This window comes from Candidatus Roseilinea sp. NK_OTU-006 (assembly GCF_012931985.1).
GTDB lineage: Bacteria > Chloroflexota > Anaerolineae > J036 > Brachytrichaceae > JAAFGM01.
The window spans coordinates 52,487-67,452 of the sequence record NZ_JAAFGM010000016.1; the positions used below are offsets into that span (position 1 = coordinate 52,487).

Genomic DNA, 14,966 nt, shown 5'->3' on the forward strand with positions numbered 1-14,966 from the left:
GTGAACTATGTCGCGCCGTAAAGCCAACGCGAAGAAGTCCCTGGAGCCGCGACACATCTCGGAGACGTTGGCGGCATTCGTAGATATCCTTCTCCCCGGTGATGCCCTCTTCCCGCCTGCTTCGCAGGTGGGCGCGCAGCACATACTGGCCGAACGCCTGCGCGCCCATCGCGGCAGCGATGCGGTGGAACGGCTGGTCGAGCTACTCGCAGATGAGGGGGGCGCTTTCGCCGATCTTGCCCCGCGGGATCGCACGCGCGTCGTGCGCCGCCTGGAACGCAACGAGCCGGACCTCTTCGCATTCGTCCGCGCAGCAACCTACTTGGCCTACTACCAGCACCCGTCGGTCGTGCGCGCCGTGCGCAAGCTGGGCCACGATTACAACGAGGCGCCGCAGCCGCAGGGCTACGCGATGCCGGCTTTTGATCCGGCGGTCAACGCCCCCAAGCATCAGCGCGGCTTCTATAAGAAGACCGAGGAGATGCAACCGGTGGACACATCGTCGCTCGCCGAACTGCTGAGCGGACTGCCGCGTTACCCTGCGAAACGACGCTTTTGACGCTACCGATACCAGCGACACCCTATTTGACACTACCAACACTCATCTATGAACAAGCACGATCGCGTTGATGTCGTCGTCGTCGGGTCGGGCATGGGCGGGGCGGCGGCAACCAAGATCCTTGCCGAAGCCGGCCTGCGCGTTGTCTGTTTAGAGCAAGGGCGGTGGACGCGACCCGAAGATCACCCGCACACCAGCCCAGATTGGGAATGGCAGCGCATGACCAATTGGGCGACGGCTGCCAATGTGCGCCGCCGAGCGGAGGACTATCCGGTTGACACGCAGGACGAGAACCCATTGATGTGGAACGGCGTCGGCGGCTCGACCGTGCACTACACGGCCACCTGGCCGCGCTTCCGCCCGTCCGATTTTCGCAAAGGCACGGAGCATGGCTACGCGCCCGACTGGCCGTTCACCTACGAGGAACTCGCGCCGTACTACGTGATCAACGACCGCGATGTGGGCGTGAGCGGTTGGTATGGCGACCCCGCCATGCCGCCCCACGAGGCCTTTCAAACCGGCCCGCTGCCACACGGGCCATTAGGGCGTATCGCTGCGCGTGGCTTCGACCAACTGGGCTGGCACTGGTGGCCGATGCCCTGCGCGATTTTGGCCGAGGACTACGACGGTCGGCCGGCTTGCAACAACTGCGGCAACTGCCAGAGCGGCTGCAACCGTGGCTCGCTGGCCGATATGCAGGTGACGCACTGGCCGAAGGCGATCAAAGCCGGCGCCGAGCTGCGCACCTTTGCCCGTGTGGAGCGCGTCGAGCTGGATCGCACCGGGCGCGCCAAAGGCGTGGTCTATGTGGACCTGAACACCGGCACGCGCCACATCCAGGAAGCCGATGTGGTCATCCTGGCCTGCAACGGCATCGGCACGCCGCGCCTGCTGCTGAACTCCCAGTCCAACCGCTTCCCGAACGGCCTGGCCAACTCGAACGACCTGGTGGGGCGTTTTCTCATGCACCACGGCCTGGCCATCGTGGAGATGTGGGTGGATGAGCCGCTGGATTCGCACAAAGGCATCGTCTCCGCGGCCATGATGTGCGCCGAGTTTGCCGAGACCGACGTGAAGCGCGGCTTCATCAACGGGCTGACGATTCATATCGCGCGCTTGAACGGCGCCGGCTATCAGGCTGCCGGATCGCATTCTGGCAACGCCGCGCCGTGGGGCAAGGCGCATCACCGCTGGTTCAAGCGTCACTTTGCGCATGGGCTGTGCGCGCTCATCGTGGGCGAAGACCTGCCGCTGCCGGACAATCGCGTCACGCTCTCCGAGACGATGGTGGACTCCAGCGGCATGGCTGCCCCAAAAGTGCGCTACACGCTCCACCCCAACGACCGACGCATCGTCGAATTTGGCATCGCGCGGGCGCTTGAACTGGCTGAAGCCATCGGCGCGTTTGACGTCAAGGTCAACCGCTTTGAAACGCCGGGTCGGGGCTACACCCCGCCGGCGTGGCACTTGCTCGGCACCTGCCGCATCGGCAACGATCCGGAGACCTCGGTGTGCAATCGCTGGCACCAGACATGGGACGTGCCCAACCTCTACATCATGGACGGCAGCGCCATGCCCACCAGCGCCGCCGTCAATCCCACCAGCACCATCGGCGCGATGGTCGTGCGCGCAGCGATGCACCTGCGGGACAACTTTGCCGAGCTGCGCCGCGCCAAACGCACGCTGCCGAATTAGAATGCCGGTGAGCGCTTAGCTGACAGGCGAAAAACGTCGCGGTGCCGTTCGGCTGCCTGCCGGCTTGGCCGATGCGCTACGCCCGACCCTTGAATTTGACAACGCGACATGTCTTCTCTCCCGCTCCTCCAAGTGCAGGACCTGGCGAAGTCCTTTCGCGGTGTGCAAGCGCTGCAAGGCTATCGGCTGGAGCTGATGCCGCATGAGCTGGTCGGCGTGATCGGCCCGAACGGCGCCGGGAAGACCACGCTCTTCAATACGCTCACCGGCGTCACTCCGCCCACGCACGGGCGAATCGTCTTCGACGGTCGAGACATCACGCGCGCATCACCCGATGCGATCTGTCGCACGGGTGTAGCGCGCACCTTTCAGAACATCCGCCTGTTCCGCCGGCTCTCGGTGTTGGACAATGTGCGCATCGGCCTACAAGCGCACGCCAAAGACCGCCTGCACGAGGCTGTGCTGCGCCTGCCCGGCTTTGCCGCGCGCGAGCGACAACTCGAGCGACAAGCGCGCGAGCTTCTCGAGATGCTGAGCCTGGCCGACTACGCCGGCGCGCAGGCCGACGCGCTGCCCTATGGCCTGCAGCGCCGGTTGGAGATCGCCATCGCACTCGCCACACGCCCCAAGTTGTTGCTGCTGGACGAGCCGGCCGCCGGCATGAACCCGACCGAAGCGGAGTCCCTCATGCACCTGATCGCCCGCCTGCATGACGAACTCAAACTTGCCATCATCCTGATCGAGCACAACATGCGCGTGGTGATGGGAATATGCCGGCGCATCCAAGTGCTGAACTACGGCCGACTGATCGCCGAAGGCCGGCCCGAGGAAATCCAACAAGACCCGCGCGTGCTCGAAGCCTATCTCGGCGTCGCCACTTGACCCTATGCTCAGCGTGCAAGACCTTCATGTGTATTACGGGCGCATCCACGCGCTCAAGGGGATCTCGCTCCAGGTGAGCGCCGGCGAGATCGTCGCGCTGATTGGCAGCAACGGCGCCGGCAAGACCACCACGCTGACGACGCTCTCCGGGCTGCTGCGCCCGCGCGAGGGGCGCATCCTCTTTGAAGGCCACGATCTGACGCACCTGCCCGCGCATCAGATTGTGCGCCTGGGCGTGGTGCATTGCCCGGAAGGACGCCAGGTGTTCGCGCGGCTGAGCGTGATCGAGAACCTGCGTTTGGCGGCGGCGCACCGCGCCGATCGCGATGGCGTAGCGCGCGACCTGGAGCGCGTGTACGCGCTCTTCCCCATCCTGGCCGAGCGACGCGGCCAATATGCCGGCACGCTCAGCGGTGGGGAGCAGCAAATGTTGGCGATCGGCCGCGCCTTGATGAGCCGGCCGCGCCTGCTGCTGCTCGATGAACCGTCGCTGGGGCTGGCGCCGATGGTTGTCGAGACCATCTTCCGCGTGATCGAGGCGCTGCGGCGCGACGGCGTCACCATCCTGCTGGTCGAGCAGAACGCCTACCAGGCGCTGCGGTTGGCCGACCGCGCCTACGTGATGGAGACGGGTTACATCAAGGCGAGCGGTCCGGCGCGCGCGCTGGCCGACGATCCGGCCGTGAAGGCTGCATATCTGGGAGGCTAAATCGTGCTCACGCCCGCGTATATCGCTCAGCAATTCATCAACGCCCTGAACATGGGCAGCATCTATGCCCTGGTCGCCATCGGCCTGACGGTGGTGTATGGCATCTTACGGCTGATCAATTTCGCGCATGGGGACATGATGACCCTCGGCGCATATCTGGGGTTGGCGGTGCTGACGGCTCTGGCGCTGCCGGCCTGGGCTGCGCTGCTCATCCCCATGCTCGTCGTCGGCGCGTTGGGGGTGCTCATCGAACGTCTGGCCTATCGCCCGCTGCGCGGCGCGCCGGAGGTGGCCATGCTCATCACGTCGCTGGCCATCAGCTCGCTCATCCAGAATGGCGCCACGATGACGCTGACCGCGCAACCGCGGCCGGTGCGCCTGCCCGCCGAACTGACGCAGCGCGTGGATGTGCTGGGCGTCAATTTCGCGGTGATGGACGTGGTGATCGTCGGGCTGGCCGTTGCCCTGATGATTGCGCTGACCCTCTTCGTGCAGCGCACCACGTTGGGGATCGCCATGCGCGCGTGCAGTGAAAACGTGCGCGTCACCCAGCTCATGGGGGTGGATGTCAACCGTGTGATCGCCGTCGCGTTCGCCATCAGCGCCGGCCTGGCTGCCGTCGCCGGCGTGTTGTGGTCGGGCAAGTTTGGCCTGGTGGACCCGTTCACGGGCTTTGTGCCCGGCCTGAAGGCGTTCGTTGCAGCGGTGATCGGCGGGATCGGCAACATCCCCGGCGCCATGCTGGGCGGCTACTTGCTGGGCTTCGCCGAGGTGTTCTTCGTCGCCTTCACGCCGCCGGAAGTATCCGGCTACCGCGATGCGTTCGTGTTCGTGCTGCTCCTGGTGGTGTTGTTGGTGCGTCCGACCGGCCTATTGGGCGCGCGCGAGGTGAATCGGGCATGAAGCGCTTCGCGCCGCTGATGCTGATCGTCGTCGTGATGGGCCTGGCCGGCCTGGCGCAATCGGCGCTGAACGACTACTACCAGCGCGTGTTGTCGGTCATTGCGATCAACATCATCTTGGCCGTCAGCCTGAACCTGACCAACGGCTACAGCGGCGACTTCTCGTTGGGTCATGCGGCCTTCATGGCGATCGGCGCGTACGCGTCGGCCATCCTCACTTTGCCGGCGCGCGCCAAGGCCGTGGCAATGCCCGATCTGCCGCCGTGGCTCGCTCAGGCGGAGCTGCCGTTCATCGTCGCCGCGCTGGTCGGCGCCGGCCTGGCGGCGCTGGTCGCGTTCCTGGTGGGCATTCCGGTGCTGCGCCTGCGTGGGCATTACCTGGCCGTGGCCACGTTGGGGCTGATGGTGATCGTGCAAGTGGTGGCGCTGAACTGGCAGCCGGTCACGCGCGGCGCGCGCGGCATCAGTGGCTTGCCGCCGTTTACCACACCGTTGTGGGCCTACGGCTGGATGTTGGTCGCCGTTGCGGTCATCTGGCGGATCGTTCACTCGCCGCTGGGACGGGCGATGATGGCCGTGCGCGAAGACGAGCTGGCCGCGGCATGCCGCGGCGTGTCGGTCTTTCGCACGCGCCTCCTGGCCTTCGTGTGCGGCGCGCTCTTCGCCAGCATTGCCGGCGCGCTGTGGGCGCACCTCATCACCGCGATCACTCCGTCGTCGTTCTCCTTTCTCATCACCTTCAACGTGGTCGCAATGGTGGTGATCGGCGGCGCGGGCAGCATCAGCGGATCGGTGATCGGTGCCGTGCTGATGACGCTGCTGCCGGAACTGCTGCGCCGCGTCGAGACGACGCTGGCCATCGGCGGCCAGCCGCTCTACGGCCTCAGCCAGATCGTCATCGCGTTGATGATGCTGGCGGTGATGCTCTTCCGCCCGCAAGGCTTGATGGGCCGACGGGAGTTGCCGGATGTGCTGGGCGGACGGGTCGGCGCGCAACGCGCGCCCTCACCGGCGCCTGCCGAGGCTGCGGGCGAAGCGTGATCCCGACTCGGCGTCAGCTACCTTGTGCGGCCTGTTGCACAGTCCGACTCGAAAAGGTGATGAACGGCAAGACCCTCGGCACGTGCGAGTCCCATACGCCTTTCGCACTCCACAGGCCAGCCGCCCGAATCCTCCGCCGGCGGCGATTCCTTAGCCCGTTGGTGCGTCGGCAGCGCGGGGGGCCGGCGCCGATTGCGCGGCGGCGGTCGAATCGGTGGGAGCGGGATGGACGGGATCGGGGTCGGGCGAAGACGCCGGCGACGAATGATCGTGTTGAGCGGATTCGGCAGCGCCTGGTAGGGATGCGCGGGGTCAAGCGCGCGGCGGGACCGGAGCGGGCGATGGGGTGGTCGTGAGTGCAACCGGCCTAGATACTGCCTCGCGCCTATCAGGGGGCGTTGCTTCAAACTCGCTTATAGAGACAGTACCTGCGTGACACTTGCGCGCCATGATGCGATTCCTATAATTCTTCTGCTGGACGCACTCTTCCCTCCCGCGACGCAGAGAGACGCCCAGCTTTGAACACAACAAGGAGAAAGCACTATGTCCCGCACATCTCGCATATGTACGTTTACCTGTACGCTCATTGTGTCGCTTTTGGCGGCTGCCTGTGCGGCACCCCCGCCTGCTGCCCGACCCGCAGCTCCACAACCACCCGCGGCGGAAACGATTAAGATCGGCGCGCTCTACGGCGTGACCGGCGGCATGTCCTCGATAGATGCGCCGGGCATGAACGGCATGAAGCTGGCCGCCAAGCAGATCAACGCGGCCGGTGGCGTGCTCGGCAAGCAGATCGAGCTGATCGCCATTGACGGTAAGACCGACCAGACCGCCACCACGAACGCCGCCTCCGAAATGATCAACGTGCACAAGGTTGTCGCTATCGGCGGGTTGAACGACTCCACCTTCGCGCTGGCCGCCGGGCCAATCGCACAACAGGCCGGCATCCCCTTCGTCACCGCGGGCGCTACCCTGCCGACGTTGCCGGAGCAAGTCGGCGACTTCTTCTTCATGGCGCCGTTTGGCGACGACGCTCAGGCTTACGCCATCGCCGATTACGCTATTGACGACCTCGGCGCAAAGACGGCCTACATGCTGGTGGATCAAGCCTACGACTTCACCACCGCGCTGGCCAAGTTCTTCAAGGAGCGCTTCACCGGCCGCGGCGGCACGATCGTGCTCGAAGACATCTACAAGTCCGGCGACACCGACTTCTCGGCCCAGATCGCCAAGGTGAAAGCGCTCAGCCCGCAGCCGGACGTGCTGTTCATCTCGGCCGTGCCCAGCGAAGCCGGGATCACGACGAAGCAGTTCCGCGAGGCCGGCCTGACGCAGCCGATCATCTCCGGCGATGGCTTCGACACGCCGCTGATCGCCGAGGTGGCCGGCGAGAACGCCGACGACGTGTACTACTCCACCCATGCCGGCTTGGACAACCCCGACCCGAAGGTGCAGAACTTCGTCAAGGCCTACACCGAAGAGTACGGCCGCGCGCCGGAGAACGCCTTCGCCGCATTGGGATATGACACCCTCAACCTGATCGCCGATGCCATTAAGCGCGCCGGCTCGACCGACCCGAAGGCCATCCGCGATGCGCTGGCCGCTACGCAAGGCTTCAACGCCGTCACCGGCCAGATCACCTACACGGAAGGCAAGCGCAAGCCCGATAAGTCGGTCACCATCATCAAGGTGCAGGACGGCAAGTACTCCTTCGTCAAGGAGATCAAGCCGTAGCACACCGCCTCGCCCGCCTCGACCGCATTACGGACATTCGCGGGCGTGCGCGATCACGCCCGCGAACCTTTTGTGCGTGATGACAACGATGACTTCTTCCGCTCGCGAGATCCTCACCCGCATCCAGGCCCACAACGTGCGCTTCGTGCGCTTTATCTGGTGCGACAACGCCAACGTGATCCGCGCCAAAGCCGTGCGCACCACCTTCATCGAGAGCTACTTACACGGCGAAGGCGTGGGCATCGCGGCTGCGCAGCAAGCGCTGCCGGTAATGTACGACGCGCTCGCGCCGGGCAGCGGCCTCACGCCGGCCGGCGAGGCGCACATGCGCGCCGATTGGAGCACCTTCGCTGCGCTGCCCTATGCTCCCGGTCATGCCCGCGTGCTCACCGATATCTACGACGGCGAGCAGCCTTGGGCGCATTGCCCACGCAGCTTTCTCCGCCGCATGATCGCCCGCGCTGCCGATCACGGCGTGCACATCTTCGCCGCCTTCGAGAACGAGTTCTCGCTGTTGCGCCCCTCAGAAAGCGGCCCCCAGCCCTTCGACACCACGGTCTTTTGCCAGACGTGGGCGCTTGATCAGGCCACGCCCATCATCAACGCCATCACCGACGCACTGGAGGCGCAAGGGCTGCAGGTGGAGATGGCCTACCCCGAATCCGGCCCCGGCCAGTTCGAGCTGCCGGTGCGCTATGCCGATGCGCTGCGCGCCGCCGACAACCAGATCATCTTTCGCGAGACGGTGAAGGGTGTGGCACGCCAACACGGCGCGCTGGCCTCGTTCGTCCCCAAGATCTATCCCGATAAAGCCGGCAACGGCGCGCACCTGCACTTCAGCCTGCAACGCAACGGGCGCAGCATCGTGGTTGAACCGGACCGGCCGCACGTGCTCACTGCCGAGATGCGCGCGTTCATGGCCGGCGTCCTGCATCACCTCCCCGCGCTGATGGCGTTGACTACCCCCAGCACCAACAGCTTCAAGCGCATCCGCCCGCGCTTTTGGAGCGGCGCGTACACCTGTTGGGGCATCGGCAATCGCGAGGCGGCGCTGCGCGCGCCACAGCCCGCTGCCGGCCAGCCCATCACCAACGTGGAGCTGAAGACCTCTGACGCCACCGCCAACCCCTACCTGTCGCTCGGCGCAGTGATCGCCGCCGGCGTAGACGGCTTGGCGAAAGGCATGACGCTCGGCGAGCCAGTCAACGGCGATCCGGCCGATCTATCGGAGGCGGAACGCGCAGCGCGCGGCATCCGTCAACTCCCCGCCACGTCGGGCGAAGCGATTGCTGCGCTGGAACAAGACGCTGTGTTGCTCGATGCCCTGGGCGACGCGCTGGCCCGCTCATATCTCGCCGTGCGCCGCGCCGAATGGGAGGCGATGAAAGACCTGCCCCATGCAGAAGAGGTGCAATTGCTGTTAGAGCGCTACTGATCGCGCGTGGGGCAGCGCCCCACGCGCAACATCACCCTCGCTCCCGATGGACCTCACCCACATTCGCATCCTCGATCATCACGCGCACAACCTGCTGACGCCGGAGGCCATGGCCGGCTTCACGCTCACCGCCGCCTTCACCGAAGGCTATGCCCAAGAGATCGTTTCGCAGCACGTGCGCGAAACCCTGTTCTTCAAACGCAGCCTGCGCCAGCTCGCCGAGGCGCTCGACTGCGCGCCGACGCTGGAAGGATTGCTGGACGCTCGCGAGCAGCTAGGCTACGAGCAAATCGCACAGACCCTGTTCGATGCCGGGGGGTTCGCAGCACTGCTGTTGGACGATGGCTTCATGCCCGATCGCATCATGCCCACCGCCTGGCACAACCGCTTCGCACCCACCTATCGCTTCATCCGCATCGAACACCTGGCCGCGCAATTGATCGCCCAACACGCGCGTTGGCCCATGTTCGCAGAGGCCTTCCGCGCGGCCCTGGAAGCGCGCGGCTCCGACGTGGTCGGCTTCAAAAGCATCATCGCCTACCGCACCGGCCTGGGCATCGCGCCGCCAGAAGAGGATGCTGCGCAGCAATGCTTTGGCGAACTGCGCGCCCAGGCCGAACGCGGCCTTCCGGTGCGCATAGCGCATCCCCCGCTCAACCACTGGCTGGTGTGGACGATGATGATCATCGCGGCGCGCGATGGCGTGCCGGTGCAATTCCACACCGGCTTCGGCGATCCTGACCTCGACCTGCGCATGGCTAATCCCCTACATCTGCGCCCGCTCTTCGAGCACGCCCCCTTTCGTGGTGCGCCGGTCGTGCTGCTGCACGCCAGCTATCCTTTCACCCGCGAGGCCGGCTACTTGGCGGCAGTCTATCCGAATGCTTACCTCGACCTTGGCTTGGCGCTGCCCTATCTCAGCCGAGCGGGCATGCGCTTTGCTGTGCGCGCTGCGCTGGAGTTGGCGCCGCTCAGCAAGATCATGTTCTCCACCGACGCCCACCTTATCCCAGAAACGTTCTACTTGGGCGCGCGTTGCGGGCGGGAGATCATCGCCGACGTGCTCTCCCAAACAATCGCCGACGGCGACCTCTCGGCAGCCGAAGCGGACGCTGCCGCGCTGGACATCTTGCACCGCAACGCGGCGCGGCTTTACTTTGGCCAAGAGCACATTGGGCCGGCGTAGGCCAACACGCCGCATCGCGAGGGGGCAAGCCGCTCGGCGTGCAAGACAGCACTGCCCTTCTGCGCGCGTCGGTTGTGCCCGCATCCTACGCTCTTGCCGTCAATGACCAACACCAAGCCGATCGGAATGCCGCCCTCAGCCAGCCCACGGCAGGCTTCCTCGATTGCCGCTTGCATGAACTCGTCCATCATCGTCCTCGTCGCCAACGGCACCACGACGAGTAAGGTCGCACGAGTGAGCCGATGTCGGTTCAGGATGGCGCCGAGGCTGGGCGCCTCGGGTAGCAGATTCAAGGGCGCGAGCGGGGGAATGCGCGGGAGCGCCGCCTACTCGCCGAACACCAACCGGAAGCCCAACAGCGCTGGCATTGCACGCTGTTGCGCCGTCGGGCTTCAATGGGGCCACGCCTAACAAGGCGTGGAAACCTGTGGTCCGGTGCTTTTAGCACCGGACCACAGAGGATGCTTCAATGGGGCCACGCCTTTTGTTAGGCGTGGAAACCTGCTTCATGCGCCACCGTCCGACCTTTCTTATCGGCGCTTCAGTGGGGCCACGCCTTGTTAGGCGTGGAAACCTGCGACATGCGCCACCGTCCGACCTTTCTTATCGGCGCTTCAATGGGGCCACGCCTTTGCAGGCGTGGAGACGGCGCGGCGGCAGGCAGCGTGCAGCGGTGTGCGGTGCTTCAATGGGGCCACGCCTTTGCAGGCGTGGAGACCAGCCGAGCGCACAAGAACTAGAAAATCCGTCTCGCCGCTTCAATGGGGCCACGCCTTTGCAGGCGTGGAGACGTGCACCAACTGCTGCACCAAAGCAGAAAGCACGACATAGCTTCAATGGGGCCACGCCTTTGCAGGCGTGGAGACCTGACATGGCCACGTTCGCCACGACGTTGCCCAATGGCTTCAATGGGGCCACGCCTTTGCAGGCGTGGAGACCTTGCTTTGGCGAGTTCTGGTGCTGGGCACCGACGAGCTTCAATGGGGCCACGCCTTTGCAGGCGTGGAGACCTTGATTCCGACGCCGGACGAAAAGGCGACGCAAAAGCTTCAATGGGGCCACGCCTTTGCAGGCGTGGAGACTTCTTCCGCCCGACGTCTTTTTGGTAGGCGGCGCAGCTTCAATGGGGCCACGCCTTTGCAGGCGTGGAGACCCTGGCCATCCAGCACTACCGCACGCTTTTCGAATCGGCTTCAATGGGGCCACGCCTTTGCAGGCGTGGAGACGTGAAGCGTGCAATCGCGCGTCACGCATCACGTACATGCTTCAATGGGGCCACGCCTTTGCAGGCGTGGAGACCGCTCGCTGCCGAAGGCGAGTTGAGGCGCCTGATCAAGCTTCAATGGGGCCACGCCTTTGCAGGCGTGGAGACCCGCGCGCGTTCGCTTGAAGCGCAAGCAGAAGAGTACGCTTCAATGGGGCCACGCCTTTGCAGGCGTGGAGACGTCGCTCGTGATGAAACTAAAACTGGTGGCCACGGGAGCTTCAATGGGGCCACGCCTTTGCAGGCGTGGAGACCAAGTCTGCAACAATGCTGTGCACACGCGAGTCGGGCTTCAATGGGGCCACGCCTTTGCAGGCGTGGAGACCGGGTTATCTCCGTTGCGTGTTGCGCAGGAGTCGGCAGCTTCAATGGGGCCACGCCTTTGCAGGCGTGGAGACCCGCCAAGCGCGTGGTGTTGCTGCGCGCGTGGTTTGCTTCAATGGGGCCACGCCTTTGCAGGCGTGGAGACCAGCGCCTGTGCTGAAGCCCAGCGCTCCCGCATTGGCGCTTCAATGGGGCCACGCCTTTGCAGGCGTGGAGACCTTCCTGCGTCAAACCCCCACCCGGCTCGCGAAAGCGCTTCAATGGGGCCACGCCTTTGCAGGCGTGGAGACGTGCTGTCGCAGATGCCGGGCTTCTCGGCCTGCTCGCGCTTCAATGGGGCCACGCCTTTGCAGGCGTGGAGACGGGTGACGCCCCGGCGCGTGCAGCTGCCCCGCATCGGGCTTCAATGGGGCCACGCCTTTGCAGGCGTGGAGACTTCTTCTCGCCAAGCGGCTTCCCGTCCACGGTGTAGGCTTCAATGGGGCCACGCCTTTGCAGGCGTGGAGACTGATCGCGAAGGGCTTTCGGTTGACCACGAGGTCAGCTTCAATGGGGCCACGCCTTTGCAGGCGTGGAGACTCCCGGCAGACCTTCATCACCTTCTCGCCCCAACTATGCTTCAATGGGGCCACGCCTTTGCAGGCGTGGAGACCGCTTATCACTTTGAGATAGTCGTGTCATGCCCAAGGCTTCAATGGGGCCACGCCTTTGCAGGCGTGGAGACTCATCAAGGAATGGCTAGAGGATGGCGAGACAGTTGCTTCAATGGGGCCACGCCTTTGCAGGCGTGGAGACCGAGCCGGGTGGAGGTTTGGCGCAGGAAGTCGTTTAGCTTCAATGGGGCCACGCCTTTGCAGGCGTGGAGACCGCTGCAACACGCACACCTTGTCTATCCCCGTAAACACGCTTCAATGGGGCCACGCCTTTGCAGGCGTGGAGACCGACCCCGCGATGAACGGCAAAGCGCATCTCGTCATGCTTCAATGGGGCCACGCCTTTGCAGGCGTGGAGACCTGGTCAGGTAGGACTTGAAACGTTCGCCGTTGTGCGCTTCAATGGGGCCACGCCTTTGCAGGCGTGGAGACCCGACAAGTGGGGCCGGACGGTGGCGCACGAAGCGGCGCTTCAATGGGGCCACGCCTTTGCAGGCGTGGAGACCGTCTCGCCGTCCTTATCGGCCAACTCCCACCGCTCGCTTCAATGGGGCCACGCCTTTGCAGGCGTGGAGACCGTCGCAGCGAAGCATGGACATTTGCCGCCGGACTTGCTTCAATGGGGCCACGCCTTTGCAGGCGTGGAGACGTCCAGCCATCCTCATCGGCCAACGCCCAATCCTGGCTTCAATGGGGCCACGCCTTTGCAGGCGTGGAGACCACGCAGGCCCGCCGGTGGGGATCGATGCGCCGTTGCTGCTTCAATGGGGCCACGCCTTTGCAGGCGTGGAGACTTCCGGGACCTGGAGCGGGCTTTCCGCAACTGGAGAGGCTTCAATGGGGCCACGCCTTTGCAGGCGTGGAGACATATTCAGGGCGAGCATTGTAGTAAGGCGGAGAAGTGGCTTCAATGGGGCCACGCCTTTGCAGGCGTGGAGACCACTTCGCATGATACGAGGGTTTAAACTGAGCATTTTGCTTCAATGGGGCCACGCCTTTGCAGGCGTGGAGACTGCATCACTCGAAGTGGGAGACATTCGTGCATCCAACGGGCGACACCCCACGATTGTGGGAGCAGTTGGCCGCGCAACGAAGACACTTTCCGACTCCATCGGATGCTGCAATTCCTACCGTTCGAGCAGTGCATCACCCACGTCCGGGGAACATGGCTGCGGTGAGTCGTGCTCTTCACAAGCTAATGAAGGCATCGCGTGCGAGCGATCCCCCGGCAGTGGCGCGCCACCGCGCCGCTCGCAGCCGGAACGTCGCCTATGAACGATGATTATTCGGTTGGTAAAGTGCCTCGCCTCGGCGCCTCAGACGATAACGGCGCCCTGGCGCAGCGGTGGGTAGACCCGACCCACTGCGTAGATGCGTTGTTCATCTACACCGCCCACCGGCCCGAGTGGAAAGAACAGCACTTGATCTTCGGTGTGGTGGATCGCGCGCGCCAGCTTCTCCATGAGCATCACCCGCTCGCGGTCGGACAACGCACACCGGAACACGGAGTATTGCAGGCGGTCGCCGTATCCGTACATCAGCTTGAACACTTTGCGCCAGCGCCGATCATCGGCGATGTCGTAGGTCACGATGTAGAGGGTGCGCATCGTTTGCCTCCGGCGAGTTCAGCGCGTGGTAAAGGCCGGATAGTCGGCGATCTCGCCGGACAGGGCGCGCCCCAGCAGGCGCAGTTGCACTTCCAGCACCCGCCGGTAGCTGATGCGATAGCCGAAGATCGGGTGGGTGATCTCCGAGCTGAGCCGGCTCTCAAACGCCTGGATGAACTTTTTGCGGCCGGCCGACGTCAGGGCGACCGCCGGGCCGGAGGCGACGAAATCGTCGGGCGAGATCACGCCGGTGTTCACGGCGGTCAGCACGACCGAGTCGGCCACCAGCGGGCGAAATTCTTCCATCACATCCAACGCCAACGCCGGCCGGCCGTAGTGTGGCTGGTGGTAAAAGCCCAGATACGGGTCGAAGCCGATCACCTGCGCGGTGACTGCCAATTCCTTCACCAGCATGCTGTAGGCGAACGAGAGCAGCGCGTTCACCGGGTCGCGCGGTGGGCGGCGGTTGCGCCCCTCGAAGTCGAACCGCCACATGGCGTCGTCGGACGGCGCATGGCGTGGCTTGAGCATGCCGGCGAACGCGCCAAAGTAGATGCGTCCGGCGTTGCCTTCGATGCCGAGCAGCGCCGGCAGGCCGGGCGCGGCTTGCGCGTCCTTGCTCAGTTGCAGCAACGATGCGATCGCTTCCGCGGGCGGGTCGGCGTGGTTGCGCATGAGCAGCGTGCGGCAGTTGCGGATCTTGGCGGCGACGAAGCTGCGGGCGAGCGCCAAGCTGCGCGCCGGGTCGAACGCGGCGCGGTATTGGGCCATGCGCAGGGCGACGTTCTTGTGCGCCGGGCCATGGGCCATGCCTTTGAACCAGCCGCCCATCGAGAAGAAGGCGACGTTGATGCCGCGGTCGAGCGCCTCGGTCAGGGCGGGCGTGGTGATCTGGACGCTGCCGAACAGGGCGATGTGCGAAGTCTCGAAGATGCGTGCCTCGCCCAGGCGCTCGTCTTTGAGCCAGACCTCGAA

The 14,966-nt window shown here is 64.9% G+C and carries 11 protein-coding genes, 1 pseudogene and 1 CRISPR repeat array; of the genes and pseudogenes, 9 read left to right on the forward strand and 3 right to left on the reverse strand.

What is annotated here, in order from left to right; translation table 11 throughout:
- Window positions 1-7 precede the first annotated feature (7 nt).
- From GXH28_RS09775 to GXH28_RS09815, 9 genes are all read left to right on the forward strand, one after another.
- Complete coding sequence (locus GXH28_RS09775; RefSeq protein ID WP_169238840.1) at window positions 8-559, forward strand: hypothetical protein; 552 nt, start codon at window positions 8-10, stop codon at window positions 557-559.
- A gap of 48 nt (window positions 560-607) precedes the next feature.
- On the forward strand, window positions 608-2,254 hold the full coding sequence (locus GXH28_RS09780) for a GMC family oxidoreductase (protein WP_169238841.1): 1,647 nt from the start codon (window positions 608-610) through the stop codon (window positions 2,252-2,254).
- 108 nt (window positions 2,255-2,362) lie between these two features.
- A complete protein-coding gene (locus tag GXH28_RS09785) occupies window positions 2,363-3,136 on the forward strand; it encodes an ABC transporter ATP-binding protein (RefSeq protein WP_169238842.1) in 774 nt (257 codons plus the stop codon).
- A 4-nt stretch (window positions 3,137-3,140) separates the two neighbouring features.
- A complete protein-coding gene (locus tag GXH28_RS09790; protein WP_169238843.1) occupies window positions 3,141-3,845 on the forward strand; it encodes an ABC transporter ATP-binding protein in 705 nt (234 codons plus the stop codon).
- A gap of 3 nt (window positions 3,846-3,848) precedes the next feature.
- Entirely contained in the window at window positions 3,849-4,748 is a 900-nt protein-coding gene (locus GXH28_RS09795) for a branched-chain amino acid ABC transporter permease (protein ID WP_169238844.1), read from the forward strand.
- A complete protein-coding gene (locus tag GXH28_RS09800) occupies window positions 4,745-5,788 on the forward strand; it encodes a branched-chain amino acid ABC transporter permease (protein WP_169238845.1) in 1,044 nt (347 codons plus the stop codon). Before GXH28_RS09795 ends, GXH28_RS09800 begins: the two co-directional genes overlap by 4 nt.
- Before the next feature lie 543 nt (window positions 5,789-6,331).
- Window positions 6,332-7,522 carry an ABC transporter substrate-binding protein gene (locus GXH28_RS09805; RefSeq protein WP_169238846.1) on the forward strand — a complete coding sequence of 397 codons (1,191 nt, stop codon included), beginning with the start codon at window positions 6,332-6,334 and terminating at the stop codon, window positions 7,520-7,522.
- A gap of 88 nt (window positions 7,523-7,610) precedes the next feature.
- On the forward strand, window positions 7,611-8,957 hold the full coding sequence (locus tag GXH28_RS09810) for a glutamine synthetase family protein (RefSeq protein ID WP_169238847.1): 1,347 nt from the start codon (window positions 7,611-7,613) through the stop codon (window positions 8,955-8,957).
- 46 nt (window positions 8,958-9,003) lie between these two features.
- Window positions 9,004-10,143: an amidohydrolase family protein gene (locus GXH28_RS09815; protein WP_169238848.1), complete on the forward strand. Its 1,140-nt coding sequence runs from the start codon at window positions 9,004-9,006 to the stop codon at window positions 10,141-10,143.
- Here the strand turns inward: GXH28_RS09815 and GXH28_RS09820 are convergent.
- From GXH28_RS09820 to cas1, 3 genes and pseudogenes are all read right to left on the reverse strand, one after another.
- Window positions 10,137-10,331: pseudogene (locus GXH28_RS09820) on the reverse strand (nucleoside deaminase); the annotation flags it as partial. The gene GXH28_RS09815 and the pseudogene GXH28_RS09820 overlap by 7 nt on opposite strands.
- A 350-nt stretch (window positions 10,332-10,681) precedes the next feature.
- Window positions 10,682-13,397: a CRISPR direct-repeat array (repeat unit 36 nt; unit sequence GCTTCAATGGGGCCACGCCTTTGCAGGCGTGGAGAC).
- Window positions 13,398-13,700: 303 nt separating this feature from the next.
- Entirely contained in the window at window positions 13,701-13,991 is a 291-nt protein-coding gene (cas2, locus tag GXH28_RS09825) for a CRISPR-associated endonuclease Cas2 (RefSeq protein WP_169238849.1), read from the reverse strand.
- Between the two features lie 18 nt (window positions 13,992-14,009).
- Window positions 14,010-14,966: CRISPR-associated endonuclease Cas1 (gene cas1, locus GXH28_RS09830; protein WP_169238850.1), on the reverse strand; the 957-nt coding region annotated here is incomplete at its 5' end.

What these genes read in the sequence shown, in the direction of transcription:
- GXH28_RS09785 (WP_169238842.1), top strand. Translation starts at nt 2,363, where the DNA reads ATGTCTTCTCTCCCGCTCCTCCAAGTGCAGGACCTGGCGAAGTCCTTT.
- GXH28_RS09780 (WP_169238841.1), top strand. Translation starts at nt 608, where the DNA reads ATGAACAAGCACGATCGCGTTGATGTCGTCGTCGTCGGGTCGGGCATG.
- GXH28_RS09805 (WP_169238846.1), top strand. Translation starts at nt 6,332, where the DNA reads ATGTCCCGCACATCTCGCATATGTACGTTTACCTGTACGCTCATTGTG.
- GXH28_RS09790 (WP_169238843.1), top strand. Translation starts at nt 3,141, where the DNA reads ATGCTCAGCGTGCAAGACCTTCATGTGTATTACGGGCGCATCCACGCG.
- GXH28_RS09775 (WP_169238840.1), top strand. Translation starts at nt 8, where the DNA reads ATGTCGCGCCGTAAAGCCAACGCGAAGAAGTCCCTGGAGCCGCGACAC.
- GXH28_RS09815 (WP_169238848.1), top strand. Translation starts at nt 9,004, where the DNA reads ATGGACCTCACCCACATTCGCATCCTCGATCATCACGCGCACAACCTG.
- cas2 (WP_169238849.1), bottom strand. Translation starts at nt 13,991, where the DNA reads ATGCGCACCCTCTACATCGTGACCTACGACATCGCCGATGATCGGCGC.
- GXH28_RS09810 (WP_169238847.1), top strand. Translation starts at nt 7,611, where the DNA reads ATGACTTCTTCCGCTCGCGAGATCCTCACCCGCATCCAGGCCCACAAC.
- GXH28_RS09800 (WP_169238845.1), top strand. Translation starts at nt 4,745, where the DNA reads ATGAAGCGCTTCGCGCCGCTGATGCTGATCGTCGTCGTGATGGGCCTG.